The following is a 25333-nucleotide window of genomic DNA, read 5'->3' as shown; positions in this document are numbered from 1 at the left end:
GCCCCGAGGTTAGCGGTCAGGAGGCGGGTGGAGGGAACGGGGTCACGCTGGCGATGAGGACCACACCGGCGGCGAGGAGGAGGAGAACGACGACGTCGAACGTGCGCCCACGAACGACGAGCAGCCCGGCGTCGCGCGCCGGGAGGACAAGTCGCAAAACGCCGAGGACGCCGAGCACCACCCCGACGACATAGAGCCCCATTCGCGGATGGTGCAACCAGGCAAGCAGCAGGCCCACGACGATCCCGGCGACGGCTGGGTAGCTCGGGTCGGGCAGCCGGCGGCGCGGCGCGCGCGGAGCGGGGGGTGCCTCAGTCACCTCGCCGGCCGACGAGACGGTCACGGATTCGTGCCCGGTCGCTGAACCGGCGGCGGCCCGCCGCGGAGGGTCTGAACGGCGGGATCGGCGTGCGCCGCCCGGACCAGCGCGTGGTCGGTTGTGAATCCGGACATCGAGGTGAACGGGATCTGCGCCCCGGCCAACCGACCGGCCACGTCCGCGAGGAGACCGACGAGCTCCCCGGGCAACGGCCCGGCGAAGGTGATCCGGCGCCAACCCGGCTCGACTGCGATCGCCGGCGAGGAGTCGCCGATCGCTTCGAGGCCGTCCTCGCTGCACACCAGGGTCGTCCCCGAGTCGTCGCGAACGAGCGCACTGAATCCGGCGACCGACCCGGCCGGATACCACCCGGCCGCGAAACGCGCGACCGCCAGGCGGGCGGGGTCGAGCCGGGGCCCGAGATCGCGGCCAGCGGTCGCGGTCGGGTCTCCGGTGCTGCTCACCGATCCTCGATGGGGGTCCACTTCTTGTCCCGGTCGCCGACGTACTCGCTGTCGGGTCGGATCAGCCGGTTGTCGAGCTGCTGCTCGATGACATGACTGGTCCAGCCCGACATCCGGGAAATCGAAAAGACCGGCGTGAACAGGTCGGTGGGGATGCCGAGGGCGTGATAGACGCTGGCCGCGAAGAAGTCCACGTTCGGATAGAGACCCTTCGCCTCCATTACTACCTTCTCCATCGTGATCGACATCTCGTAGAAGCGACTGTCGCCAGCCAGCTCGCCGAGGCGCTGCGACAGTCTGCGCAGGTGGGTGGCCCGGGGATCCTCGGTTCGATAGACCCGGTGGCCGAAACCCATGATCTTCTCGCCCGCGTCGAGGCGCTCGAGGACCGCGGCCTCGACCCGGTCCACCGATCCGATCCCCTCCAGGGTGCGCATCACCTGCTCGTTGGCCCCGCCGTGCAGAGCGCCCTTGAGCGTCCCAATCGCGGCCGTGATCGCCGAATGCATGTCGGAAAGGGTCGCGGCGCACACCCTGGCGGCAAAGGTCGACGCGTTCATCGTGTGATCGGCGTGCAGCACCAGGCACTCGTCGAGAGCGGCCGCCTCCTCGGCCCCCGGCGGCTCGCCGAGCGCCTGGAGGAGGAAATTCCCGGCGATACCGAGCGCGGGATCCGGCGGCGGGACCTCCCGTCCCCCCCGGGCCGCCTCGTATCGGGCCACGAGGACGGGCATTTGAGCGACCAGCCGGAGTGCCTTGCGCTGATTGGCCTCCGGCGCGTTCGACGCGTCGTCGGGGTCGTCGACGGACAGCGCCGACACCAGGGTCCGCAGGGCCTCCATCGGGGTGGCCTTACCGGCGAGCTCGGGAATCAACTGCGCGGCGGTGGGGCCGATCTGACGGCCGCTCGCAAGCTCGGCCATCAGCTGCTCGAGCTCGGCCCGGGTAGGCAGCGTTCCGCGCTGGAGGAGGTGGATGCATTCCTCGAAGGAGATCCGGCCGGCCAGATCATGGATGTCGTAACCGCGGTAGAACAGCCGACCCGCCCGCCCGTCGATGTCGGAGATGGCCGTGGAGGCGGCGACGACGTCAGCGAGCCCGCGAGACGACTTGTCGGCCATGCGCGATGTCCTCCTTGATCCAACGGCGAGTCTAACCGGGGTCGCCTCGAACCGGCCATGGTCGTCGACCGGCACCGGGTTCCGGGTGCCGGGTTATGACCGGGGCCGCGGCGGGTAACCGGTGGTTAGGGTCCAGCCACTTCGGCACGGACCGCGACGGGAGGGTGACCCCGCGATGTCGACGCCGCTGCTGCGGGCCGAGGACACCGGAGACCGGTTCGAACTTCGCGGCGAGGTGACCTCCGTGGGCCGGGGCGGGGGGGTCGACGTGGCGCTCACCGACCCCAGCGTGTCCCGGCTGCACGCGGAGCTGATCCGACGTGGCCCGCACGTCTACATCTCGGACCTGGGTCTGTCGACGAACGGCACCCGGGTCAACGGCCGACCGGTAGGTCGCCGGCTGCTGGTCAACGGCGACGTGCTGTCCTTCGGTGCGGCCCGGCTCCGGTTCGAGAGCGACGCCGGCCCGGCTGAGCCCACCGTGGAGTTGGGGCGGGTCAGCACGCCCGACCTTACCCGGCGGGAGATGGACGTGATCACCGCGCTGTGCCGTCCAGCGCTGCGGCAGGAGGCATTCGTCGCCCCGGCCACCGCCCGGGAAATCGCCGAGGAACTGGTCGTCACCGAGGCCGCGGTCAAGCAGCACCTGCTCCGGCTCTACCAGAAGCTGCGGATCGGCGAGGGCACCAATCGCCGCGGCCGCCTCGCCAACGAGGTCATCGCCATGGGCATCGTCCGCCCGTCGCCGGAACCGGGCGAGGAGCCCGCGCGTCAGGTGGGCTGAGTCGAACCTCCGCCGGGCCGGCCCTCCGCCGCCTCCGCCGCCTCCGCCGCCTCCGCCGCCTCGACGACGTTGGACAGCAGCATGGCCCGGGTCATCGGGCCCACCCCGCCCGGCATTGGCGCGAGCCAACCCGCGACGTCGCGGACCTCCGGCGCCACGTCCCCCACCAGACCGGCGGAACCGTCCGCGCGTTCGATCCGGGTGATCCCCACGTCGAGCACCGCGGCGCCAGGCCGGACCATGTCGGCGGTCACCAGGCCGGGCACTCCGGCGGCCACGACCACCACATCGGCCGACCGGGTGTGCGCCGCGAGGTCCTTCGTCGCGGTGTGGCACAGGGTGACGGTCGCGTTCTCGCTGCGCCGGGTGAGCAGCAGACCGAGCGGCCGGCCGACGGTCACGCCGCGGCCGACGATGGTCACCTCCGCCCCGGCGAGGGGAATCCCGAAGGTCCGCAGCAACTCGACGCAGGCCCGAGCGGTACATGGCAGGGGACCTGGCTCGCCCAGGACCAACCGGCCGAGGTTGACCGGGTGCAAACCGTCGGCGTCCTTCGCCGGGTCCATCGCATCCAGCACCAGCCCGGCGTCCAGGCCGGCGGGCAGCGGCAGCTGAACGATGTAACCGGTGCACGCCGGGTCGGCGTTGAGCTCACGGACCGCCGCCAGGACCGCCTCCTGACCGGCATCGGCCGGCAGGTCACGTCGCAGCGACCCGATCCCCACCTCGGCGCAGTCTCGGTGCTTGCCGGCGACGTAGGCGCGGCTGCCCGGGTCGTCGCCCACCAGGACGGTGCCCAGCCCGGGAACCATGCCGCGCTCGCGGAGCCGGGCAACCCGATCCCGCAAGTCCGCCCGGATCGCTGCGGACGTGGCCTTGCCGTCGAGAAGGACTGCGGTCACGCGCGGCAGTCTCGCATGCGGGCCGCAGCCGTCAGTGCGCGAAGTGCCGAGTCCCGGTGACGTACATCGAGATCCCGCCCCGCTCGGCGGCCGCGATCACCTCGTCGTCGCGAATCGAGCCGCCGGGCTGCACGACGGCCCGGACCCCAGCGGTGATGAGCACCTCCACGCCGTCGGCGAACGGGAAGTAGGCGTCGGATGCCGCGACCGCACCGGGCGCGCGATCCCCGGCCCGGGCAACCGCGAGCCGGGCCGAATCCACCCGGTTGACCTGACCCATGCCGATCCCGACCGTCGCGCCGGCGGAGGCGAGCAGGATGGCGTTGGACTTGACCGCGCGGACGGCCCGCCAGGCGAAGCCGAGGTCGGCGAGGGTGGCGTCGTCGACCGGCGGTCCGGCCCGCAGCGTCCACTTGGCGGGGTCGTCCCCGGGGACGTCGATCCGGTCGACGGTCTGCGCGAGCAGTCCGCCGGAGATCTGCCGGTACTCAGCACCCGCTTGCCGCGGCGGGGGACAGACGAGCAGCCGGATCGAAGGCTTTCGCGAGAGCACCTCGAGGGCGCCGTCGGCATAGGCGGGAGCGACGACGACCTCGGTGAAGACCTCGGCGATCTGCTCGGCGAGGGGGACCGTGACCGGCCGGTTGACCGCGATGACGCCACCGAACGCGGAGACCGGATCGCAGGCGTGCGCCTTGCGGTGGGCATCGGCGGCATCCTCACCCACGGCAATCCCGCACGGGTTCGCGTGCTTGACGATGGCGACCGCGGGTGCGGAGAAGTCGTGGGCGGCCCGCCGGGCCGCATCCGCATCCACGTAGTTGTTGTACGACATCGCCTTGCCGTGCAGCTGCTCCGCACCGGCCAACCCGCCCGGGACGTCGCGGTCGATGTAGACGGCGGCCCGCTGATGCGGGTTCTCCCCGTAGCGCAACATGCCGGCCCGTTCGAAGCCGAGCCCGAGGAACGGCGGGAACTCGTCCGGACGGGCGAACCAGGAGGCGACGGCGAGGTCGTATCCGGCGGTGTGCGCGAAGGCCGCGGCGGCCAGCACGCGCCTGGCCTCGAGGTCGAAGCCACCGGCCCGGACGGCTTCGACGAGGCCCGGGTAGTCGGCCGGATCGGTGACCACGGCGACCGACGGATGATTCTTCGCGGCCGCCCGGACCATGGCGGGGCCGCCGATGTCGATCATCTCGACACACTCGTCGAAACCGAGGCCGCCGGCAACGGTCTCCCGGAACGGGTAGAGGTTAACGACGACAAGGTCGAACGGCTGGATCCCGAGTTCGTCGATCTGCCTGGCGTGCTCCGGGTTGCGCAGATCGGCGAGGATCCCGGCGTGCACCCCGGGGTGCAGGGTCTTCACCCGCCCATCCAGCACCTCGGGGAAGGCCGTGATCTGCTCGACGGTCGTCACCGGCACGCCCGCGTCGGCCAGCCGAGCGGCGGTCGACCCGGTGGACACGATCTCGACACCGGCGTCGGCCAGCGCCCGACCGAGCTCGATCAACCCGGTCTTGTCGTACACGCTTACCAGCGCGCGGCGGATCGGGCGGGTCGTCACGGCAGCTCCGTTCTCGGACTCACGGGAAACGCACGCTGCGCCCCTCCACGCTGAATCCTCCCGCGAGGCTGCGCACCGCGTCGACGAGGAGGGCGCGTTCCGCCACTTTGATCCGCTCGTGCAGGCTCGCCTCGTCGTCGCCCGGCGCCACCGGGACGCAGACCTGGGCCACCACCGGGCCGGAGTCGACACCCGCATCGACGAGATGCACGGTGGCGCCCGTCACCTTTGCACCATAAACGAGGGCCTCGCGGACAGCGTGTTTGCCGGGGAAGGCAGGCAGCAGGGCGGGATGGGTGTTGACGATCCGCGGCATGAAGCGGGCGAGGAACGCGGGCCCGAGGATGCGCATGAAACCCGCGCAGACGACGAGGTCGGGGCGGTGGGATGCGACCGAGCCGGCCAGCGCCGCGTCCCAAGCGGGCCGGTCCGGATGCTCGGCGGGCCGCACGACAAAGGTCGGGATCCCCTGGCGGGCGGCCCGCCCGAGTGCGGCCGCGTCCGGCCGGTCCGCGCCGACCGCCACGGTGCGCGGGAACCTCGGGTCGATTTCCGCGGCGTCGAGCAACGCCTGCAGGTTGGTGCCAGCGCCGGAGACCAGAACGACGAGCCGGGTCATGGTGGCCGGGAGCCTATTCGCTGCGGCCTCGCCACACGGCCAGTACGCCGACGGTCGCGGCCGCCGCCAGCCCTACTTCACCGGCCGATGCGAGGCCGAGCTGCCACGGGGAGGGGCCGAGCGCGGCGAGCAACCCCGGGCCCGGGCCGCCCGCCAGCGCAGCGAGCAGAGCCATGACCGCCCCGGTGACCAGCCCCGAGGACATCGCGACGCCCACGGTCTCCAGCGTGAGCGGCCCCGGGTAGCGGTGCCGGACGACCCGGGCGGCGACGATCCCGGCGGCGACCGGGACGACGAACGCCGCGAGCGACCCCGCCGGCGCCGGACCGGACTGCGGGAGGCCGGCGAACAGCGGTAGGGCCGGGACCGCGCCCAGATGCACACCGAACGGTGCCACCCGGGTTCCGACCCCCACCGCGAAGCCGGGTCCGACCGCGTAGGCCGCAGCGGCGAGGGCGGCATTCGGGAAGAACACCAGGCAGAGCAGGCTCAACCCCCCCACCCCGACGGCGCCCGGCTGGAGCGCCCCGGCCAGGTCCGCCGCGCGGCCGGCATGTCCGAGCACCGAACCGGCGGCGATCAGCGCCCCGCCAGCGGCGAGGACGCCGGTACCGGCCAAACCGCCGGCCAACATCGGACCGGCCCAGGCGGGGAAGGCGAGCCGCGGCAAGACCCGGGCACCGGCCTCCCGGTACACGCCGTAGCCGCCGGACAGGGCGGCGATCAACCCGGCGGCGAGGAACGCCTGGCCGGCCGCCGGAGCCACGGCCGGCGACCGGACGGCCAGCGCAAGCCCGCAGGCGAGCGCGGCGTAGCCCCCGGCGAGCGCCCCGACCGCCCGGGCTGCCTGCTCCGGGGTGGCCACCCGGCCGAGCCGGGCGAGGACCCGGCCGACCCGCACGAGCAGCAGGACGAGCAACGCGGTGAGTCCCAGCGGGGCGATGCCGAGGTGCCCCCCGGCAACGCGCAGACCAACGTGGTGCGCCAGCAACCAGCTGTCCACCGCCAGCCGCAGGGGCGCACCCGGCGGCGAACCGGAGCGCGGATCTGCCGCCCAGCCGAGCATGCTCACGACGACCGGGGCCGTGAGCCCGAGGGCGGCCGCCCAGCCGGCCAGCGCCAGGCCCAGCACGGGCAGGTTGGCCGCGGGCGGACGCCTCGACCTAGGTCGGGCCGCCGGCCGACGGACCGCCGGCCGACCGGGCCGGCTCAGCAAATCGGTCACACCGGTCACTCTGGCAGCCGGAGCACCACCAGCCCCGCTCCCACGCCGTCGGTCACCCGCCGGCGATCACCTCGGCCATCAGCCGGGCGGTCTCCGAGGGGGTCTTCCCGACCCGCACTCCGGCCGCTTCCAGCGCCGCCTTCTTCGCCTCGGCGGTGCCGGACGAGCCGGAAACGATCGCCCCGGCGTGCCCCATCGTCTTGCCCTCGGGTGCGGTGAACCCGGCGATATAGCCGACCACCGGTTTGGACACGTGCGCGCGGATGAACTCGGCCGCGCGCTCCTCCGCGTCCCCCCCGATCTCGCCGATCATGACGATGGCCGCGGTGTCCGGGTCCTCCTCGAAGGCCTGTAGGCAGTCGATGTGCGTCGTCCCGACGACCGGGTCGCCGCCGATCCCGACCGCGGTGGAGAAGCCGATCTCCCGCAGCTCGTACATGAGCTGATAGGTCAGGGTGCCGGACTTGGAGACCAGGCCGATCGGCCCGGGCGCGGTGATGTCGGCCGGGATGATGCCGGCGTTCGAGCGCCCGGGGCTCGCCACGCCCGGGCAGTTCGGGCCGATGATCCGGGTCGCGTTGCCGGTCGCGCACGCGTGCGCCCAGAAAGCCGTGGTGTCGTGGACCGGAACGCCTTCGGTGATCACGACGCACAGCGGGACCCCGGCGTCGATCGTCTCGAGGACCGCGGACTTGGTGAACCGCGGCGGGACGAACACGACGGAGGCGTCGGCCCCGGTCTCGGCCACCGCCTCGGAGACGGTGTCGAAGACCGGCACGCCGTCGACGTCCTGGCCGCCCTTGCCCGGCGTGACCCCCGCGACCACCGCCGCCCCGGACGCGGCCATCCGGCGAGCGTGCTTGCGGCCCTCGCCGCCGGTGATGCCCTGCACGAGGATGCGGCTCGACCGATCGAGGAAGATCGCCATGGTTCCGTCCGTCTCGGTGTCTGGGAAGCTCAGGCCGCGGCCAGCTCGGCGGCCAGCCGCGCCGCCCCGTCCATCGTGTCGACCGGGTGGACGACATCGAGGGCCGCGTCGCGGAGGATCCGCCGGCCCTCCTCGGCGTTGTTGCCGTCGAGGCGGACCACCAGTGGTTTGCGGACCGGATCTCCGGCCGCGGCCAGCGCGCCAAGTGCGGCGACGATGCCGTTCGCCACCTCGTCGCAGGCGGTGATCCCGCCGAACACGTTGACGAAGACGCTGCGCACCGACGGGTCGGACAGCACGATGGACAGCCCGGTGGCCATCACCTCGGCGGAGGCGCCACCCCCGATGTCGAGGAAGTTCGCCGGCCGGACCCCGCCGAACTCCTCGCCGGCGTACGCGACGACGTCGAGCGTGGACATGACGAGCCCGGCCCCGTTGCCAATGATCCCGACCGTGCCCTCGAGTTTGACGTAGTTGAGGTCGGCCGCCTTGGCCCGCTGCTCGATCGGGTCGACCGCCGACTTGTCCTCGAAACCGGCGTGCTCCGGGTGCCGATAGCCGGCGTTGTCATCGAGCGTGACCTTGCCGTCCAGCGCGACGACCCGGCCGTCGCCGGTGAGGACCAACGGGTTCACCTCGACGAGCGTGGCGTCCTCGGTGTCGAAGACGGCCCACAGCCGCACCAGCAGGTCCGCCGCAGCCGCCCGCGCGGCGCGCGGCAGCCCGGCCGCCTCCGCGATCTGTTCCCCGCGGGCCGCGTCGATGCCGCGGAGCGGGTCGATCGGCAACCTGATCAACGCCTCTGGTCGGGTGGCGGCGACCTCCTCGATCTCGACGCCACCCTCCCGCGAGCACATCGCGAGGTAGCCGCGGGCCGACCGGTCGAGAAGGAAGGATGCGTAGTACTCCTCGGCGATGTCGCCCGCCTGCTCGACGAGCACTGCCAGCACGGTGTGGCCCTTGATGTCCATGCCGAGGATCTCGCCGGCCCGGGCGGCGGCCTCCTCTGGACCGTCGGCCAGCTTGATCCCGCCGGCCTTGCCCCGGCCGCCGGCCTTCACCTGGGCCTTCACGACGACCCGTCCGCCCAGCTCGGCCGCGACCGTCCGGGCATCCTCCGGGGTGCGCGCGATCCGGCCGGCCGGCACCGGGACCCCGTGCCGACCGAACAGCTCCTTGGCCTGGTACTCGAACAGGTCCACGACGTCCCTTCGCTCGTCGGTCCGACTCGCAGGAGGTTATCGGCGCCGGTTCGGGAAGCCCCGGCCGGGCCAACTCGCGGGGGCCGGCACGGCAGGAGTCGACGCCAGCTGTGACGTATCCCATAGTGGGAGCCCTGATCGAGATCAGAGGAGGATCCGTGTCGCGGCACCGACTGTTCGCCATCGCCGCGACAGCCGCCACCGCCGCGCTGGCCGCCGGCCCGCTGGCGGTCGCCGGCGCCGCCGCACCGCCGCCGTACACCACCCACGACGAGGTGGTGAACGTCCACGACGGTCCGACCGACAGCCACGTCACGCTGATGGACACCCGGCTGTACCTGCCGAACTCGGCCACGCCGGCACACCCGGAGCCGGCAATCGTGATGACCAACGGGTTCGGGTTGAGCAAGGACGCCTCCGAGATCACGTCGACCGCGGATTTCTTCGCCCGGCACGGCTACGTCGTCCTCGCCTACACCGGTCAGGGTTTCGGCAACTCCAGCGGCTGCATCGAACTCGACTCCACGGACTACGACGTCAAAGACTCGATGGCGCTGATCACCGACATTCTCCAGAACGGGCCGGACAAGGCCGACGTCGCGCACGACGCGCGTGGGCCGATCGTCGGCCTGATCGGCGGCTCCTATGGGGGCGGGATCACCCTCAACGTCGCCGAGCATGACCGGCGGGTCCGGGCGATCGATCCGGGTCGGACCTGGAACTCCCTTCAGTACGCGCTCTACCCCGACAACTGGGTGGTGCCCGGAGACCCGACGGGGTTCAGCCACCAGCTGACCGAGCTGGGGGTGTTCAAGGCCGAGTGGACGTCCCTGTTCTACGTCGACGGGAACGGTTACGGAACCCGGTCCCCGTCGAACCCGGCGTTCAGCGGGGGAGCCAACGGCAACTGCGTCAGCGACAAGCCGGCCGCGGACCCGGGTGTGCTCGCCGGCTGCACCGGGTATCCCGACGTGCTCTGCACGGCCTACGACGAGATCGCGACGACGGGCACGGCACCGGCGAGCGCGGTGTCGCTGCTGGCCATGTCCTCCGCCGAAACCGACATCAACGCGCTCCGGGTCCCCACCCTGCTCATGCAGGGCGAGTCGGACACCCTCTTCAACGAAGACGACGCGCTGGCCACCTACCTGGCACTGAAGCGCAATGGCGTCCCGGTGTCGCTGATCTGGAACTACGGGGGTCACGGAGGGTACAACTCCCAGCCCGGTGAATGCGACGTGTACGGCGGCGGCGACTCCGGACTCGACCAGTGCTACCTGCCGCTGCGCTCGTTGGCCTGGTTCGACCGCTACCTCAAGGGCGAGGCGGTGAGCACCGGCCCGAACTTCGCCTACTACCGCGACTGGGTTCCCTACAGCGGCTCCGGCCCGGACACCGGGCAGTACGGCACCGCGTCGTCGTTCCCGGCCGAATCGAGCTACACCTGGGGGCTCGACGCCGGAGGCCAGCTGCTCCCGGCCGGGCTGGCGTTGGCCAGCGGGAGTACGTCGTTCGTGCGGGTCGCCGGCCCGGCGACGTCGTACTCGGAGACTTCGAACTTCACCGGGCCGGGCTCCTCCGGCGGGGGCAGCGCGGCCATGACCCCCTCCGACGCGGCCGGAACCGCGGTGAGCTTCACGTCCAGCCCGTTCAGCTCACCGGTCGTGTCGGTCGGCGTCCCGACCGCGCACCTGCTGCTCAGCCATGCCGACGGGCAGGACCTGATCTTCTTCGGCAAGGTTTTCGACGTCGCCCCGGACGGGACGGCGACGCTGATCAAACGCCTGATCGCTCCGGTCCGGATCCCGAACAGCGCCCTCGCGCGATTCGTCAACATCAACCTGCTCGGCTTCGCGCACCTTTTCCCGGCCGGGCACGCGGTGCGATTCACCCTCGCCGCGAGCGACCAGACTTCCGACGTGGGCGCAGCCACCCAGACCCCGGACGACATCACCGTCTACTACGGCGCCCCCCCGGGCACCCCGACTGCGACGCCGAACGAGAACCTGCTGGCCGAGATCCCGAAGGACTATTCCTGGTTCACGCTGCCGGTGAACACCCGGGCGGCCGTGACACCGACCAACGCGGAACTGGCGGCGAGCAGGGCAACCACGGCAGTGAGCGGACCGCAGCTGCCGAACACCGGCGGCAGCCCGCTACTCCCCGGGTGCGCGGTAGGGCTGACCGTCACCGGGCTGGTGGCGATCAGGCGGTGGCGACCGCGACCCGGCGCGTGATCCACTCCACGATGTCCTGAGTCGGTGTCCCGGGGGTGAAGATCTCGGCGACCCCCATCTGCTTGAGCTCCGGGATGTCGGCGTCCGGGATGATGCCGCCACCGAAGATCACGATGTCCTGCGCGGAGCGCTCCTGCATCAGGTCGAGGACCCGACGGAAGAGGGTCATGTGCGCGCCGGAAAGCACCGAAAGGCCGACGCAGTCGGCGTCTTCCTGGATCGCGGTCTCGACGATCTGCTCGGGGGTCTGATGCAGGCCGGTGTAGATGACCTCCATCCCGGCGTCGCGCAGCGCCCGGGCGACCACCTTCGCGCCCCGGTCGTGGCCGTCGAGCCCGGGCTTGGCGATGACGACTCTGATCGGTGCCTTTGCCAACTCGCCACCACCTTCTCGCCCCGGGCCGTCTTTTGGCAGAGTAGCCGCCCCGGTCCGACGAGGGAGGTGCTGCACCATGCCGGACGGTGACTGGCGCACCGGGCTGCTCGCCGGCGTGGCCCTGAGCGCGGCCGACCCAGGCGACCGCAACCCGATTGGCTGGCCCGGCTACCGTCCGCGGGCGGCGCTGAGCTGGGGCCCCGGCGAGCTCGGCGGCCACCCGATCGTCGCGGTGAGCTTCGACTTCGAGGTGCTCGGCGGGAGCTTCGGCGAGGCTGACGCCACCGGGTTCGGCTCGGCCTGCGCGCTGGCGGCGGACGGGGGACTCCCACTGGTCAGCGTCGCCCGCAGCGGCGGCACCCGGCTGCAGGAGGGGATGGCCGCCCTGGTGGGCATCCCGCGGGCGGCGCTCGCGCTCGAGCGGCTGGCTGCCGCGCGGGTGCCGCACCTGTCCGTCGCCGACCACCCGACGACCGGCGGGGTGTGGATCGCGGTGGTGTCGGCGGCGGACCTGCGGATCGGCGTCGCGGGCGCGACCGTGGGTTTCTCCGGACCCCGGGTCACCGAGGCCCTCACCGGCGAGATCCCCCCGGCCGGCAGCCACACCGCCGAGGCCGCGCACCGGGCGGGCCTGCTGGACGCCGTCTGTTCCGGAGATCAGGTGGCCGGCTGGCTGACCCGGGCGCTCGACGCGCTCGCACCCGGCACCGGGCCGGCCGGAGCGCCCCCTGCCGACCACGACCCGCCGGCCCGCGGCGGCTGGGCGCAGGTCCGGCACGCCCGTGACGCGAACCGGCCGGCCGGAGCCGCGCTGCTCCGCCGCCTGCTCGGGGGAACGGTCGAACTGGCCGGGGCCGACACCACTGTGACGGCGGTGCTCGGGCGCACCGCTGGCGGCCGTCCGGTGATCGGCGTCGCCGTCGCCACCGACCGGGGGGGCCGCCCTACCCCGGCCGGCTACGCGCTGCTCGGCCGGGCGGCGCGGCTCGCGGACCGGCTCGACCGGCCGCTGCTGACCCTCGTGGACACCCCCGGCGCGGACCCCGGGGCGGACAGCGAAGCGGCCGGCATCGCGCCGCGGATCGCCGAGGCGCTCGCCGGAGTGCTCGGGTGCCGCTCCCCGACCCTCGCGGTGGTCCACGGTGAGGGTGGCTCCGGCGGCGCGCTGGCCGCCGCCGCCTGCGACGAGGTTCTGGTGACCGACACCGGATATTTCACCGCGCTCGCCCCGGAGGGGGCGGCCAGCGCCCTGCATCTGGACCCCGCCGCGGCGGCCGACGCCGCCGGGCTGACCCCCGCTGCCTTGCGCCAGCTCGGGTTCGGGCGCCCGGTGGCGACCGGCCCGCTGCCCCAGACCGTCGCTGCGATCCTCGACCGGCTGGCCGGACAACCCGGCCCGGACCGGCTCGCCGGCCGACAGCGGCGCTGGTCGCAGCCGCTGCCCGGAACCCTGACGGGGGCGTAACACCACAAACCAGTCGGGTCGCGCGAGTCAGCACACCGGGGCACCCGGCTTCGGCTAGCGTGACCCGGTTCAGTGTCCAGCCGTGGAGGTCAGCGGTGAGGGATGTGCTCGTGCGCGCCGGCGCGGCCACCGGCCGTGGAATCCGGACGGTGTGCTCGCCGACCGGCATCCGCGGCACCGCAGTCGAGTTCGCCTGGACCGCCGCGCACCTGGCGACCTACCCGCTCGGCGTGGCCCGGGAGCGAGCCAGCGAGGCGACCCGAAGCGACCTGTACACGCTGGCCGGGCTGCCCCCGGTGCAGCGGGGACTGCTGCTCGGCGACGTCGAGGCGGCCGGGACCCCGATCCTGCTGATCCACGGGATCATGGACAACCGGTCGGTGTTCACCCTGCTCCAACGCGGCTTGAGCCGACGCGGCTTCGGCCGGGTGCGAACCCTGAACTACCAGGTGTTCACGCACGACATCAGGTCGGCGGCCCGGCGCCTGGCGGCCGAGGTCGAGCAGCTCGCGGTGGACAGCGGGCATGAACGGATCCACGTCATCGGCCACTCGCTCGGCGGCCTGATCGCGCGCTACTACGTGCAACGCCTCGGTGGCGACGAACGGGTACACACCGTGGTCACCCTCGGGTCCCCGCACGCCGGCACCCAGCTGGCCCGGCTGGCCCCCGGCCGGCTCCTCCGCCAGCTGCGCCCGGACAGCGACGTGATCGCGGAGCTCGCCGAGCCCGCGCCGGGCTGCCGGACCCGTTTCGTGGCGTTCTGGACCGACCTCGACGGGGTCATCCTGCCGAAGCACTCGGCGCGGATCGATCATCCCGATCTCGCCGCGCGGAACATCTTCGTTCGCGGCGTCGGCCACCTGTCGATGCCGATCCACCGTCAGGTGATCCACGAGATCTGCAGCACGCTGGCCCACCTCGACTCCGACGGCGGCCTGCGCACCGCCGGGGTGACGAACATCTCGAGCAGCCCGACGCCGGGACCGTCCCGGCTGCGTCGGCTCACCCGCCCGGCCCGGCGGGCCGACTCCGCCGGCTGACCCGCCGGCTACAGCTTCTCGACCGGCGCGTAGCGCAGGAGCAGCCGCTTGGCGCCGGTCTCGGCACCGAAGTCCACCGTGGCCTCCGCCGAATCCCCCATCCCCGCGGTCGCGACGACCGTGCCGAGCCCGAAGGTGTCGTGGCTCACCCGGTCCCCGGCCGAAAGCGAGGGCACCTGGCGCATCCCCGGGCCCGCCGCCCGGCCGCGCTCCATCGCCCGGCGGGCGAGCGCCGCCTGCGCCGGCTCCGGCCGGCGCGCCCACTCGACGAGCTCAGCCGGGATCTCGGCGAGGAACCGTGACTCCGGGTTGAACGCGGGCGTCCCCCACGCCGAACGGCGCAGCGCCCGGGTGAGGTAGAGCCGGCGCTCGGCCCGGGTGATCCCCACGTAGGCCAGCCGGCGCTCCTCTTCGAGCTCCCGGGGGTCGCCGAGCGAGCGCTGGAAGGGGAACACGCCGTCCTCCATGCCGGTGAGGAAGACGACCGGGAACTCGAGCCCCTTCGCGGTGTGCAGCGTCATCAGGGTGACCACCCCGCCGGACTCGTCCGCGCCGGGCAGGTCGTCGGCGTCCGCGACGAGCGCCACCCGCTCGAGGAACTCGGCGAGCCCGCCGCCGGTCCCGATCTGCTCGAACTCGCCGGCCACCGCCGCGAGCTCCCGCAGGTTCTCCACGCGCCCCTCATCCTGCGGATCCTCGCTCGCTTCGAGCTCGGCGAGCAACCCGGTCTGCTCGAGCACCGCCTCGACCAGGGTCGCCGGCCCACTCCCGGCCTCCAGCAGCCCGCGCAGGGCGCCCAGCAGGTCGACGAACCCGCGGATCGCCGCGAGGGACCGGGTCGCCAGGGCCGGCGCCTCGCCGGCCCGCTCGAGCGCCGCGGCGAACGAGATGCGCTCCCGGGCGGCGAACTCCTCGACCGCGGCCTCCGCCCGGTCGCCGATCCCGCGCTTCGGAGTGTTGAGGATCCGCCGCATCGACACGGTGTCCTCGGGGTTGACCAGAACGCGAAGGTAGGCCAGCGCGTCCCGAACCTCCCGCCGCTCGTAGAAGCGGACCCCACCGACCACCTTGTACGGCAGCCCGACCCGGATGAACACCTCCTCGAAGACCCGGCCCTGTGCGTTGGTCCGGTAGAACACCGCGACGTCCGACGGGCGGATGCCCTCCTCGTCCCCGAGCCGGTCCACCTCACCGGCGACGTAGGCCGCCTCGTCGTGCTCGTTGTCGCCGACGTATCCGAGGATCCGCTCCCCCGGTCCGGCGTCCGACCACAGGTTCTTCGCCGGCCGGTTCGGGTTGCGGGCGATCACCGCGTTCGCCGCGGACAGGATGGTCTGTGAGGAGCGGTAGTTCTGCTCGAGCAGGACAACCGAGGCGTCCGGGTAGTCGCTCTCGAACTGAAGGATGTTGCGCACGGTCGCGCCCCGGAAGGCGTAGATCGACTGGTCGGCGTCACCGACGACCGCCAGTTCGCTCGGCGCCACCTCCGAGCCGGCCCGCACCAGGTCCCCGTCGGCGGTGTACGCCGCCGACCGGCCGACGATCTCCCGGACCAGGACGTACTGCGCGTGGTTGGTGTCCTGGTATTCGTCGACGAGGACGTGCCGGAAGCGCCGGCGGTAGTGCTCGGCGACGTCCGGGAAGGCCTGGAGCAGGTTGACCGTAGTCATGATCAGGTCGTCGAAGTCCAGCGCCCGGGCCTGTAGCAGCCGCTGCTGGTAGGAGCGGTAGGCCTCCCCGATCAGCTGCTCCCGCATGTCCCCGGACCGTGACCTGTCGAGGAACGTCTCGAAGTCCACCAACTCGCTCTTCAACGCCGACACCCGCGCGCTCAGCGCCCGCGCCGAGAATTGCCGCGGGTCCAGTGCGAGCTCCCGCCCGACGAGGGTCATGAGCCGGTGCGAATCGCCCGCGTCGTAGATGGAGAAACTCGAGGGAAGCCCGAGCCGGGCCGCCTCCCGGCGCAGAATCCGAACGCAGGCGGAGTGGAACGTCGATACCCACATCGAGCGGGCCCGCGGGCCGACCAGGGCGGCGACCCGTTCCCGCATCTCGCCGGCCGCCTTGTTCGTGAACGTGATGGCCAGCACCTCGCCCGGGTCCACGCCGCGGTCGGCGATCAGCCAGGCGATCCGATGGGTCAGCACCCGGGTCTTGCCCGACCCGGCTCCGGCGACGACGAGCAGTGGGCCGCCGGCGTGCAGCACGGCCTGCCGCTGCGGCGGGTTCAATCCCTCGAGCAGGGTCGCCGGATCGACCGCGATCCGCGGACGGGGAACCAGCAGGTCGTCGAACAGGGAGCTCATCGGTGGGCCGAGCCTACGCCCGGCCACGTCGACGTCCGGGCCGGGTTTTCCGCGGGCCGCGGACCCCACATAGGCTCGACGTCGTGTTGGACGTTGCCGAGGTCGAGCGGGCGCTGGTCGTGACGGCGCACCCGGACGACGTGGACTTCGGGGGCGCCGGCACCGTCGCGACCTGGACCGACGCCGGAATCAAGGTGACGTACTGCGTCATCACCGACGGCGACGCCGGGGGCTTCGACCCGGTGGTTCCACGCGGCGACATCGCCGGCATCCGGCGCGAGGAACAGACCGCCGCCGGTGCCGAGGTGGGGGTCGCGGACGTCCGGTTCCTCGGCTATCCGGACGGCAAGCTCGTGACGAGTCTCGAGCTGCGCCGGGACATCTCCCGGGTGATCCGGGACGTCCGGCCGCAGCGGGTGATGTGCCCGTCCCCGCTGCGCACGTTCGGGCGGATCGGCGTCAACCACCCGGACCACCTGGCCGCCGGGGAGGCGGCGTTGTGCGCCGTCTACCCGGACGCTCGCAACCCGTTCGCCCATCCCGAGCTCGCCGCCGACGGTCTGGATGCCTGGGTGGTCAGCGAGGTCTGGGTGATGGCGGCCGACCAGCCCAACCACCACGTCGACATCACCGAGGTGTTCGACCGCAAGATCCGCGCCCTGCACCGGCATGCGTCGCAACACCCCGATCCGGCGGCGCTGGAACCCCGGCTGCGGCAATGGTTCTCCTCGATCGCCGAGAGCGCGGGCCTTCCGGCCGGACGGCTCGCCGAGGCCTTCCACGTCATGCCGACCGCCTGATCCGGCTCGGCCGGGTGGAAGACTCAGGGGCTCGTAGAAGACGATGATCGGGCGGCGAGCAGTGCGGCGAACCGCCGGGCGAACAGGTAGGCGTCGCCGGGCCATCTTGCCGAGAGGTAGCGTCCGTCCTCGACGACGAAGGCCGGTCGGTCGTCTGTGGCGGTCCCGCGCCGGCTCAGCACCCGCGGGCCGACCAGGAACTGTCGGTCCGGAGCGACCAGCGCGGCCCTGACCTCGTCGGCGACGTACGCCGGGTAGGTCCGGTAGTAGCGACCGAGCCGCCAGGCGGTGGCGAGGTAGGCCGCCCGCTCCAGGTATTTGGGCAGGCAGGTGGTCCGCGACCCGGCCAGGACGCTGCGGCCGGTGTCCGGATCGACGGACCGGGCCAGCACCAGCACCCCATGGCAGATCGCGGCCACCGGCCGGCCGGTGCGCCAGAACGCGACCACCTGGCGTTGCAGGTCGGCGCTGCCCAGGTACTGCCGCATCCCGGGTGCGTGCCCGCCCGGCAGCAGCAGGCCGTCGAAGTCCGCCGGGGACAGTTCCGACCACGGCGTCGGGGAGCGGAAGGAGGGCGCCCCGGTGAGCTCACCGTAGAACCGGCGGGGCTCCTCCGCCGCGCCCAGCTGGCCGAACAAGACGCCCTCGAGCAGCCGTGGGTCCGCAGCCGGCGTGGCGCCCGATTCGGTGGCGAACACGACGCTGTGGCCGGCATCGGTCAGCAGACGCCAGGGGACCGCCACTTCGGTGACGTCGAAATCGGTGTCCGGCAAGGGAATCAGGACCCGAGCCCCGCCGGCTACTCCCATTCGATGGTTCCGGGTGGCTTGCTCGTCAGGTCCAGGACGACCCGGTTCACCTCGCGCACCTCGTTCGTGATCCGGGTCGAGATCCGGGCCAGCACGTCGTACGGCACCCGGGCCCAGTCCGCGGTCATCGCGTCTTCACTCGTGACCGGGCGGAGCACCACCGGGTGGCCGTAGGTGCGCCCGTCACCCTGCACACCCACCGACCGCACCTGCGCCAACAGCACGACCGGGCACTGCCACACGTCCCGGTCGAGCCCGGCCCGGGACAGCTCCTCGCGGGCGATCGAATCCGCCTCGCGCAGGACGTCGAGGGAGTCCCTCGTCACCTCACCGACGATCCGGATCGCCAGGCCCGGACCGGGGAACGGCTGACGCCAAACGATGTCCGGGGGCAGCCCCAGCTCCTCGCCCACCCGGCGCACCTCGTCCTTGAACAGCCATCGCAGCGGCTCCACCAGCGTGAAGTCGAGGTCGTCGGGAAGGCCGCCGACGTTGTGGTGGGACTTGATGTTGGCGGCGCCGGTCCCGCCGCCGGACTCGACGACGTCGGGGTAGAGCGTGCCCTGGACCAGGAAGCGCACCGGGGCACCGGCTTCGGTGACGACCTCGTGCGCCGCCTCCTCGAAGACCCGGATGAACTCCCGACCTACGATCTTGCGTTTCGCCTCGGGATCACGGGCTCCGGCCAGCGCCCCGAGGAAGCGGTCGGTGGCGTCGACCACCTTGAGGCGCACCCCGGTGGAGGCGACGAAGTCCTTCTCGACCTGGGCCGCCTCGCCCTTGCGGAGCAGGCCATGGTCGACGAACACGCAGGTCAGCCGGTCCCCGATCGCCCGCTGGACGAGCGCGGCGGCCACCGCCGAATCAACCCCGCCGGACAGTCCGCAGACGGCCCGACCGGCGCCAACCTGCTCGCGGATGGCCGCGACCGAATCGTCGACGATGTTCAGCATCGTCCAGGTCGGTTGGCAGCCGGCAATGTCGTAGAGAAATCGGCGCAGCAGATCCGTGCCGTGCGGCGTGTGCACGACCTCCGGATGGAACTGAACGCCGTAGAAGCCGCGGGCCGGATCCTCGATCCCGGCGACCGGCGAGCCCTCGCTGGTGGCGGTCACCGTGAAGCCGGGCGGTGGCGTCCAGCAGGCGTCCCCGTGGGACATCCATACGGTCTGCCGCTCGGGCAGCCCGGCGAACAGCACGCTGGAGGTCCGGGCCTGAAGGGCCGTCGGGCCGAACTCGCTGACCCCGGTCCGGCGAACCTCACCACCGAGCGAGAGCGCCATCAGCTGGTGGCCGTAGCAGATACCCAGGGTCGGCACCCCGGTCTCGAACAGGCCCGGCGCGGCTGCCGGGGCGCCCTCCTCGTAGACCGATGACGGCCCCCCGGACAGAATGATCGCCTTCGGCCGGTGGGCGAGCAGCTCCTCGACAGTGGCGGTGGACGGGACGATCTCGCTGTAGACGTGGCATTCGCGGATCCGTCGGGCGATCAGCTGGGCGTACTGGGCGCCGTAGTCGACGACGAGGACGGTGTCGAACCCGTCCCGGGCCGTCATGCGGGGCGCTCGGCGGCCGGGGCAGGCGTCAGTCGCAGCGCGGCCGGCGCGTGCGCCGGCACGATCGGCGCGACCGGTTGCACCGGTGAAACCCGCCGGTACGGCGCGCCCAGCGGTGGCCGCGGGTCCGGCTCCGCACGGTTGGGCCAGAAGGCCATCGCGCGTTCGGCCAGGGCGGTGATGGTGAGCGACGGGTTGACCCCGAGGTTTGCGGAGACCGCCGAGCCGTCCACCACGTGCAGACCCGGGTACCCGTACACCCGGTGGAACGGATCGATGACACCGGCGTCCGCGCTGTCGCCTATGACGCAACCCCCGATGATGTGCGCGGTCATCGGCACGTTGGCGAGGTCGCCCCAGGCGCCGCCCGGCGCCCCCCCGATCTTCGCCGCGAGCCGGCGCACGGCGTCGTTGCCGACCGGGATCCAGGTGGGGTTGGGGTCCCCGTGCCCCTGCCTCGAGGTCAGCCGGGGACCGAACAGTCCGCGCTTTCGGGTGACGGTGAGCGAGTTGTCGAGCGACTGCATGACTAGGGCGATGATGGTGCGCTGCGACCAGCCCCGCGGGATGAGCGAGCGGAGGAAGTCCCGCGGGTGCCGCGCCACCGCCTGAAGCCACTTCCACCAGCGCGGGCCACCGGGGCCGCCGTCGGTGAGGACCGTCGCGAGCAGGCCCATCGCATTGCTGCCCGGCCCGTAGCGAACCGGCTCGATGTGCGTGCTGGGGTCCGGGTGAAACGACGAGGTGATCGCCACCCCGTGCGAATAGTCGATGTCGCGGGTTCGCGCCATCGCCCCGAGCAGCGCCTCGGAGTTGGTCCTGGTCAGCTCGCCGAGCCGCGTCGACAGGTTCGGTAGGACGCCCTCGTCGCGCAGCGCGTGCAGCAGCCGTTGGGTACCGAGCGCCCCGGCGGCGAAGACCACCTGACCCGCGGTGAAGGTGCGCGCCCCGTCCCCACCGCGCCGCCACCGGCGGCTCGGTGCCGTGCGCACGGTGTAACCGCCCTGCGGTCGGGGGGCGACCGAGGTCACGGTGGTCTCCGGGTGGACGACCGCACCCCCACGCTCGGCGAGATAGAGATAGGTGACGTCGAGCCGGTTCTTCGCCCCCACCCGGCAACCGATCATGCAGTTGCCGCATTCGGTGCATCCGGTTCGAGCCGGGCCCGCCCCACCGAAGTAGGGGTCCTCGACGGTACGGCCGGGCTCGCCGAAGAAGACCCCGACCGGGGTGCGGTGGAAGGTGTGCCCGACCCCCATGTCCTCGGCGACCGAGAGCATCGCCTCGTCCGCCGCGGTCATCGTCGGGTTCTCGGTGACCCCGAGCATCCGCTTGGCCTGGTCGTAGAAGGGCGCCAGCTCGTCCCGCCAGTCGGTGATGTGCTGCCACTGCGGATCGCTGAAGAACGCGTCGAGCGGCTCGTAGAGCGTGTTTGCGTAGACCAGGGAGCCACCGCCCACCCCGGCCCCGGACAGCACCACGACATCGTTGAGCAGGTTGATCCGCTGGATGCCGTAGCAGCCGAGCCGGGGGGCCCACAGGAAGCTGCGCAGGTCCCAGCTCGTCTTCGGAAGAGTCTCCGGGGTGAAGCGGCGGCCGGATTCGAGGACGCCGACCCGGTAGCCCTTCTCGGTGAGCCGCAGCGCGGTGACGCTGCCCCCGAACCCGCTGCCCACGACGAGCACGTCATAGTCGAGGCCGCCACCGAGACCGCTGTCGCTCATGCCGGGATGGTAGTCGCCGCGCCGGCCGCTCAGCTGTCGACGACGACCTCCACCCGCTGGAACTCCTTGATCGTCGAGTATCCGCAGGTCGCGAGCGCACGGCGCAGCGCGCCGGCCAGGTTCATCGAGCCGTCGGTGACGGTGGACGGGCCGATCAGGACCTGTTCCAGCGTGCCGATCGGCGTGGCCGGGATGCGGGCGCCCCGCGGCAACGTCGGGTGGGCCGCCTCCAGCCCCCAATGCCAACCGCGCCCCGGCGCCTCCGCGGCCCGGGCGAGCGGCGAGCCGATCATCGCCGCGTCCGCGCCGCACGCGATCGCTTTGGCGACGTCGGCCGCTCCAGTGATCGACCCGTCGGCGATGACATGGACGTACCGGCCGCCGGACTCGTCGAGGTAGTCCCGCCGGGCCGCCGCGGCGTCGGCGAGGGCGGTCGCCAGCGGGACACCGACCCCGAGCACGCCGCGGGTCCGGCGGGCGGCGCCACGTCCGACCCCGATGAGAACCCCGGCCGCTCCGGTGCGCATGAGGTGCAGCGCCGCCTGGTAGTTCGCGCAGCCCCCGACGATGACCGGCACGTCGAGGTCAGCGATGAACTCCTTGAGGTTGAGCGGCTCCGCTCCGGTGGAGACGTGCTCGGCCGAGACCAGCGTGCCGCGGATGACGAGGATGTCGACGCCGGCATCGAGCACCGCGCGGTGGTGGCGCACCGTGTGCTGCGGGGAGAGCGCCGCGGCGGTGGTGACGCCGGAAGCCCGCAGCTCCGCGACCCGCTTGCCGATCAGCTCCTCACGGATCGGGGCAGCGTAGATCTGCTGGAGCCGGCGGGTGGCGGTGGTCTCATCGTTGAAGTCGAAGGAAGCGATCTCGTCGAGCAACGGTTCCGGATCGTCGTACCTGGTCCACAGACCCTCGAGGTGGAGCACGCCGAGGGCGCCGAGCCGGCCGATCTCCGCGGCCGTGGCCGGCGACACCACGCTGTCGGTCGGGCTGGCGACGATCGGGATCTCGAACCGGTAGGCGTCGATCTCCCAGGCCAGCGACACGTCCTCCGGATCGCGGGTCCGCCGGGAGGGGACGATCGTGACGTCGTCGAGCCCGTAGGCCCGGCGGGCGGTCTTGCCCCTGCCGATCTCGACGTCAGCCATCGGTCGCTACCGCGCCGGGTAGTTCGGCGCCTCGACGGTCATCTGGATGTCGTGCGGATGGCTCTCGACGAGCCCGGCGGCGGTGATCCGCACGAACTGGGCGGCCTGCAACTCCTCGATCGACCGCGCCCCGCAGTAGCCCATTGCGGCCCGGACCCCGCCGACGAGCTGGTGGGCCACGGCGGCCAGCGGACCCCGGTACGGCACCTGGCCCTCGACCCCCTCCGGGACCAGCTTGTCGTCGGAGAGCACGTCGTCCTGGAAGTAGCGGTCCCGCGAAAACGACCGCGCCGCCCCTCGGCTCTGCATCGCCGCGAGCGAACCCATCCCCCGGTAGCTCTTGTACTGCTTGCCGTTGATGAACAGCAACTCGCCGGGGCTCTCCTCGACCCCGGCGAGCAGGCTGCCGAGCATCACGGTGTCCGCGCCAGCGGCGATCGCTTTGGCGATGTCGCCGGAGTACTGCAACCCGCCGTCGCCGATCACCGGGACCCCCGCCGGCCGGGCGACCTGAGCGCATTCGAAGATGGCGGTGACCTGGGGCACGCCGACGCCGGCGACCACCCGGGTGGTGCAGATCGATCCGGGGCCGACGCCGACCTTGATGGCGTCCGCACCCGCGCCGATCAGCGCCCGAGCCGCGTCCGCCGTCGCCACGTTGCCGCCGATGATGTCGATCCCGGTGTCCCCCTTGAGCCGGCGCACCATGTCGGTGACCGCCCGGGAGTGCCCGTGCGCCGTGTCGACAACGAGGAAGTCGACCCCGGCCTCGACCAGGGTCTGCGCCCGCTTGTAGGCGTCCTCGCCGACCCCGACCGCAGCCCCGACGACGAGGCGGCCGTCCGCGTCTTTGGTCGCGCCGGGGTACTGGTCCCGCTTGACGAAGTCCTTGACCGTGATCAGGCCGCGCAGCCGGCCACCGGCGTCGACGATCGGCAGCTTCTCGATCTTGTGGGCGCTTAGCAGCCGCAGCGCCTCGTCGTCCGAGACGCCTTCCGGTGCGGTCACGAGCGGCATCCGGGTCATGACCTCGAGCACCGAGCGACCGTGATCCCGCTCGAAACGGATGTCGCGGTTGGTCACGATGCCGAGGAGCACCGAATCCGGATCGGTCACCGGGACGCCGGAGATGCGGTAGCGGGACATGAGCGCGTTCGCCACGGCGATGGTGTCCTCGGGCGCGCAGGTGATGGGCGCGCTGACCATCCCGGCCTCGGACCGCTTGACCAGGTCGACCTGCATGGCCTGGTCCTCGATCGACAGGTTTCGGTGCAGCACACCCACCCCGCCCTGACGGGCCATCGCGATGGCCATCCGGGCTTCGGTCACGGTGTCCATGGCGGAGGAGACGAGCGGTACCCGCAGCGTGATCGATCGGGACAGCCGCGTCGAGGTGTCGACCTCGCTGGGGACGACGTCCGAGACCGCCGGGAGCAGCAGCACGTCGTCGAAGGTGAGCCCGTGAAGGGCGATCTTGCTGCTGAGGGCGGCGTCGATACTTCCGTCCATGGCACCTTCCGACATGGCACCTTCCGACATGGCACCTTCCGCTCGGTGTGATCGAGTGTACCGGGTGCCCGCGGCAAAACCGGGGGCTGTCGACCGCGCCGGCGCGGAGACGACGTCTCGGGTTACCGTGGACGGGTGAACGACGAGCCCCCTCCCGACCCGTTCGCGGACGACCCTGCGGACCCGGCCGCGCTCTTCGACGACGACGCGCCCGAGCCGCTGGCCCTGCACGAGCGCGAGGAGGTCCTCACCGACCTCCAGGACCTCGAGATCTTCCAGGCGCTCCTCGAACCGCGCGGCGTGCGCGGACTGGTCGTCGACTGCGACGACTGCGCGGAGCCGCATTACTTCGCCTGGGAACTGTTGCGGGGCAATCTGCGCCACCTACTCGACGCCGGACAGACCCGGGTCCACGAACCGGCGTTCGCGCCGGATCCGGTCGACTACGTGAGCTGGGATTACGCTCGCGGATTCGCCGACGGCGTACTCGACGCCGCCGAGGACGACCACCCGACCCGATCCACCCACTGACCCGGCCGGGCGTCAGCCTCCGCGCGGGGGGGTCCTGTCCGGGCCCGGGTGCGCCGGCTTGTGTCCGGCCCCCGCCGGGGACGGGACGGGCGGCGTGACGCTCGGCGGGCGCCTTGTGGAGCGCTGGCCGCTCGGCGTCGGCATCCGGGTCGGAGCGGAGCGGTGCCGGGAGGGCGATCCGGCGTCGGGCGTGGCCCGGACGGTGGGCGCCGGGCCGGCCGGGGAGCCGGTCGACGCGCCCGGCGGGACCGGAGCGGGGGAGGTCTTCCGCGGGGGCGTGACCCGGTGGTGGCCGGTCAGCACTTCGTGCAGCGGATATAGCAGGCTGCCCGGCCCGGCCGTGACCGCCGCTGCCACCCCACCCACAGACAGCACCGCGGCGGCGAGGCCCGCGACCACTGCGCCGCGGCGGCCCGAGCGACCGCGGGCGGCCGGTCGCTGGAGCGGGGTGAGGGAGGCGATTGCGGCGTCCGCTTCCATCGAGGTGCGTTCACGCAGCGCGCGGAGGACCATCTGGACGGTGTCCGGATCGGGTGGCTCGGGGCCGTCGTCGTCCCACGAGAGGGCATCGGTCGGCGCCCGCTGGCGGGCGATCTCCAGCCAGTCGACCCCGCCGTCGGGTTCGGGCTCGCCGGCCCGCGGCGGCGGAAGGCCGGCCGCAGCGGCCGGCTTGTCTGAGGCGTCGTCAGTCATGTCGG

23 protein-coding genes are annotated in these 25333 nt (G+C 72.5%); 6 read left to right on the top strand and 17 right to left on the bottom strand.

The genetic code is table 11. The annotated features are described in order from the left end of the window. Nucleotides 1-16: 16 nt before the first annotated feature. The 3 genes from VNG13_12085 to VNG13_12075 are packed head-to-tail and all read right to left on the bottom strand — an operon-like array spanning nt 17 to nt 1904. Nucleotides 17-343, bottom strand: coding sequence for a DUF3017 domain-containing protein (locus tag VNG13_12085; GenBank protein HVA61254.1), 327 nt, complete (start codon nt 341-343; stop codon nt 17-19). Further along, a complete protein-coding gene (locus VNG13_12080) occupies nt 340-783 on the bottom strand; it encodes an ACT domain-containing protein (GenBank protein ID HVA61253.1) in 444 nt (147 codons plus the stop codon). The genes VNG13_12085 and VNG13_12080 overlap by 4 nt, the downstream gene beginning before the upstream one ends. Beyond that, a complete protein-coding gene (locus VNG13_12075) occupies nt 780-1904 on the bottom strand; it encodes a citrate/2-methylcitrate synthase (GenBank protein ID HVA61252.1) in 1125 nt (374 codons plus the stop codon). The genes VNG13_12080 and VNG13_12075 overlap by 4 nt, the downstream gene beginning before the upstream one ends. Before the next feature lie 175 nt (nt 1905-2079). On the opposite strand from VNG13_12075, the gene VNG13_12070 reads away from it, so the two are divergent. Then, nucleotides 2080-2688, top strand: a complete 609-nt coding sequence (locus VNG13_12070; GenBank protein HVA61251.1) for an FHA domain-containing protein — start codon at nt 2080-2082, stop codon at nt 2686-2688. Here the strand turns inward: VNG13_12070 and VNG13_12065 are convergent. The 6 genes from VNG13_12065 to sucC are packed head-to-tail and all read right to left on the bottom strand — an operon-like array spanning nt 2676 to nt 9131. Continuing rightward, a complete protein-coding gene (locus VNG13_12065) occupies nt 2676-3590 on the bottom strand; it encodes a bifunctional methylenetetrahydrofolate dehydrogenase/methenyltetrahydrofolate cyclohydrolase (protein HVA61250.1) in 915 nt (304 codons plus the stop codon). The two genes, VNG13_12070 and VNG13_12065, sit on opposite strands and share 13 nt — an antisense overlap. Before the next feature lie 31 nt (nt 3591-3621). Beyond that, on the bottom strand, nt 3622-5157 hold the full coding sequence (gene purH, locus VNG13_12060) for a bifunctional phosphoribosylaminoimidazolecarboxamide formyltransferase/IMP cyclohydrolase (protein HVA61249.1): 1536 nt from the start codon (nt 5155-5157) through the stop codon (nt 3622-3624). A gap of 19 nt (nt 5158-5176) precedes the next feature. Further along, nucleotides 5177-5776 (bottom strand): phosphoribosylglycinamide formyltransferase, encoded by a 600-nt coding sequence (gene purN / locus VNG13_12055; protein HVA61248.1) that lies wholly within the window; start codon nt 5774-5776, stop codon nt 5177-5179. Nucleotides 5777-5789: 13 nt separating this feature from the next. Beyond that, complete coding sequence (locus VNG13_12050; protein HVA61247.1) at nt 5790-7001, bottom strand: DUF6350 family protein; 1212 nt, start codon at nt 6999-7001, stop codon at nt 5790-5792. Between the two features lie 52 nt (nt 7002-7053). Beyond that, complete coding sequence (gene sucD, locus VNG13_12045) at nt 7054-7929, bottom strand: succinate--CoA ligase subunit alpha (GenBank protein ID HVA61246.1); 876 nt, start codon at nt 7927-7929, stop codon at nt 7054-7056. A gap of 29 nt (nt 7930-7958) precedes the next feature. After that, nucleotides 7959-9131, bottom strand: coding sequence for an ADP-forming succinate--CoA ligase subunit beta (sucC, locus tag VNG13_12040; protein HVA61245.1), 1173 nt, complete (start codon nt 9129-9131; stop codon nt 7959-7961). Nucleotides 9132-9289: 158 nt separating this feature from the next. On the opposite strand from sucC, the gene VNG13_12035 reads away from it, so the two are divergent. Continuing rightward, nucleotides 9290-11368 carry a CocE/NonD family hydrolase gene (locus VNG13_12035; protein HVA61244.1) on the top strand — a complete coding sequence of 693 codons (2079 nt, stop codon included), beginning with the start codon at nt 9290-9292 and terminating at the stop codon, nt 11366-11368. Here the strand turns inward: VNG13_12035 and VNG13_12030 are convergent. Continuing rightward, entirely contained in the window at nt 11337-11744 is a 408-nt protein-coding gene (locus VNG13_12030) for a cobalamin B12-binding domain-containing protein (protein ID HVA61243.1), read from the bottom strand. The genes VNG13_12035 and VNG13_12030 overlap by 32 nt on opposite strands. A 76-nt stretch (nt 11745-11820) precedes the next feature. On the opposite strand from VNG13_12030, the gene VNG13_12025 reads away from it, so the two are divergent. Together VNG13_12025 and VNG13_12020 are read left to right on the top strand one after the other, a co-directional pair. Beyond that, a complete protein-coding gene (locus VNG13_12025) occupies nt 11821-13209 on the top strand; it encodes a carboxyl transferase domain-containing protein (GenBank protein ID HVA61242.1) in 1389 nt (462 codons plus the stop codon). A gap of 95 nt (nt 13210-13304) precedes the next feature. Further along, the gene (locus VNG13_12020; protein HVA61241.1) at nt 13305-14252 is read left to right on the top strand and encodes an alpha/beta fold hydrolase; all 948 of its coding nucleotides are present in this window, start codon (nt 13305-13307) and stop codon (nt 14250-14252) included. Between the two features lie 8 nt (nt 14253-14260). Here VNG13_12020 and pcrA read toward each other — a convergent pair whose 3' ends face one another. Further along, nucleotides 14261-16558 carry a DNA helicase PcrA gene (gene pcrA, locus VNG13_12015; GenBank protein HVA61240.1) on the bottom strand — a complete coding sequence of 766 codons (2298 nt, stop codon included), beginning with the start codon at nt 16556-16558 and terminating at the stop codon, nt 14261-14263. Between the two features lie 83 nt (nt 16559-16641). Here pcrA and VNG13_12010 point away from each other — a divergent pair, with 83 nt between their 5' ends. After that, on the top strand, nt 16642-17358 hold the full coding sequence (locus VNG13_12010) for a PIG-L deacetylase family protein (protein HVA61239.1): 717 nt from the start codon (nt 16642-16644) through the stop codon (nt 17356-17358). 23 nt (nt 17359-17381) lie between these two features. Here VNG13_12010 and VNG13_12005 read toward each other — a convergent pair whose 3' ends face one another. From VNG13_12005 to guaB, 5 genes are read right to left on the bottom strand one after another with little or no spacing between them, the layout of a single operon-like run. Then, nucleotides 17382-18167 (bottom strand): type 1 glutamine amidotransferase domain-containing protein, encoded by a 786-nt coding sequence (locus VNG13_12005; protein ID HVA61238.1) that lies wholly within the window; start codon nt 18165-18167, stop codon nt 17382-17384. Next, on the bottom strand, nt 18158-19723 hold the full coding sequence (guaA, locus tag VNG13_12000; protein HVA61237.1) for a glutamine-hydrolyzing GMP synthase: 1566 nt from the start codon (nt 19721-19723) through the stop codon (nt 18158-18160). The genes VNG13_12005 and guaA overlap by 10 nt, the downstream gene beginning before the upstream one ends. After that, complete coding sequence (locus tag VNG13_11995) at nt 19720-21447, bottom strand: GMC family oxidoreductase (protein HVA61236.1); 1728 nt, start codon at nt 21445-21447, stop codon at nt 19720-19722. Before VNG13_11995 ends, guaA begins: the two co-directional genes overlap by 4 nt. Before the next feature lie 29 nt (nt 21448-21476). Next, nucleotides 21477-22595, bottom strand: coding sequence for a GuaB3 family IMP dehydrogenase-related protein (locus VNG13_11990; GenBank protein HVA61235.1), 1119 nt, complete (start codon nt 22593-22595; stop codon nt 21477-21479). A 6-nt stretch (nt 22596-22601) separates the two neighbouring features. Next, nucleotides 22602-24104 (bottom strand): IMP dehydrogenase, encoded by a 1503-nt coding sequence (gene guaB / locus VNG13_11985; GenBank protein ID HVA61234.1) that lies wholly within the window; start codon nt 24102-24104, stop codon nt 22602-22604. A gap of 135 nt (nt 24105-24239) precedes the next feature. Here guaB and VNG13_11980 point away from each other — a divergent pair, with 135 nt between their 5' ends. Beyond that, entirely contained in the window at nt 24240-24635 is a 396-nt protein-coding gene (locus VNG13_11980; protein HVA61233.1) for a DUF5319 family protein, read from the top strand. Nucleotides 24636-24647: 12 nt separating this feature from the next. On the opposite strand, the gene VNG13_11975 is transcribed toward VNG13_11980, so the two are convergent. After that, a complete protein-coding gene (locus VNG13_11975; protein HVA61232.1) occupies nt 24648-25328 on the bottom strand; it encodes a hypothetical protein in 681 nt (226 codons plus the stop codon). Nucleotides 25329-25333: the final 5 nt, after the last annotated feature.

The organism is Mycobacteriales bacterium, assembly GCA_035533475.1.
In the GTDB taxonomy this organism is placed as follows: Bacteria; Actinomycetota; Actinomycetes; order DATLTS01; family DATLTS01; genus DATLTS01.
This window is presented reverse-complemented; position numbering and strand designations above follow the sequence as displayed.

Coding starts and splice junctions, on each gene's coding strand:
- VNG13_11990 (HVA61235.1), bottom strand. CDS start 22,595: ATGGCTGACGTCGAGATCGGCAGGGGCAAGACCGCCCGCCGGGCCTAC.
- purN (HVA61248.1), bottom strand. CDS start 5,776: ATGACCCGGCTCGTCGTTCTGGTCTCCGGCGCTGGCACCAACCTGCAG.
- VNG13_12070 (HVA61251.1), top strand. CDS start 2,080: ATGTCGACGCCGCTGCTGCGGGCCGAGGACACCGGAGACCGGTTCGAA.
- VNG13_12025 (HVA61242.1), top strand. CDS start 11,821: ATGCCGGACGGTGACTGGCGCACCGGGCTGCTCGCCGGCGTGGCCCTG.
- guaB (HVA61234.1), bottom strand. CDS start 24,104: ATGGACGGAAGTATCGACGCCGCCCTCAGCAGCAAGATCGCCCTTCAC.
- guaA (HVA61237.1), bottom strand. CDS start 19,723: ATGACGGCCCGGGACGGGTTCGACACCGTCCTCGTCGTCGACTACGGC.
- VNG13_11995 (HVA61236.1), bottom strand. CDS start 21,447: ATGAGCGACAGCGGTCTCGGTGGCGGCCTCGACTATGACGTGCTCGTC.
- VNG13_12005 (HVA61238.1), bottom strand. CDS start 18,167: ATGGGAGTAGCCGGCGGGGCTCGGGTCCTGATTCCCTTGCCGGACACC.
- VNG13_11975 (HVA61232.1), bottom strand. CDS start 25,328: ATGACTGACGACGCCTCAGACAAGCCGGCCGCTGCGGCCGGCCTTCCG.
- pcrA (HVA61240.1), bottom strand. CDS start 16,558: ATGAGCTCCCTGTTCGACGACCTGCTGGTTCCCCGTCCGCGGATCGCG.
- VNG13_12075 (HVA61252.1), bottom strand. CDS start 1,904: ATGGCCGACAAGTCGTCTCGCGGGCTCGCTGACGTCGTCGCCGCCTCC.
- sucD (HVA61246.1), bottom strand. CDS start 7,929: ATGGCGATCTTCCTCGATCGGTCGAGCCGCATCCTCGTGCAGGGCATC.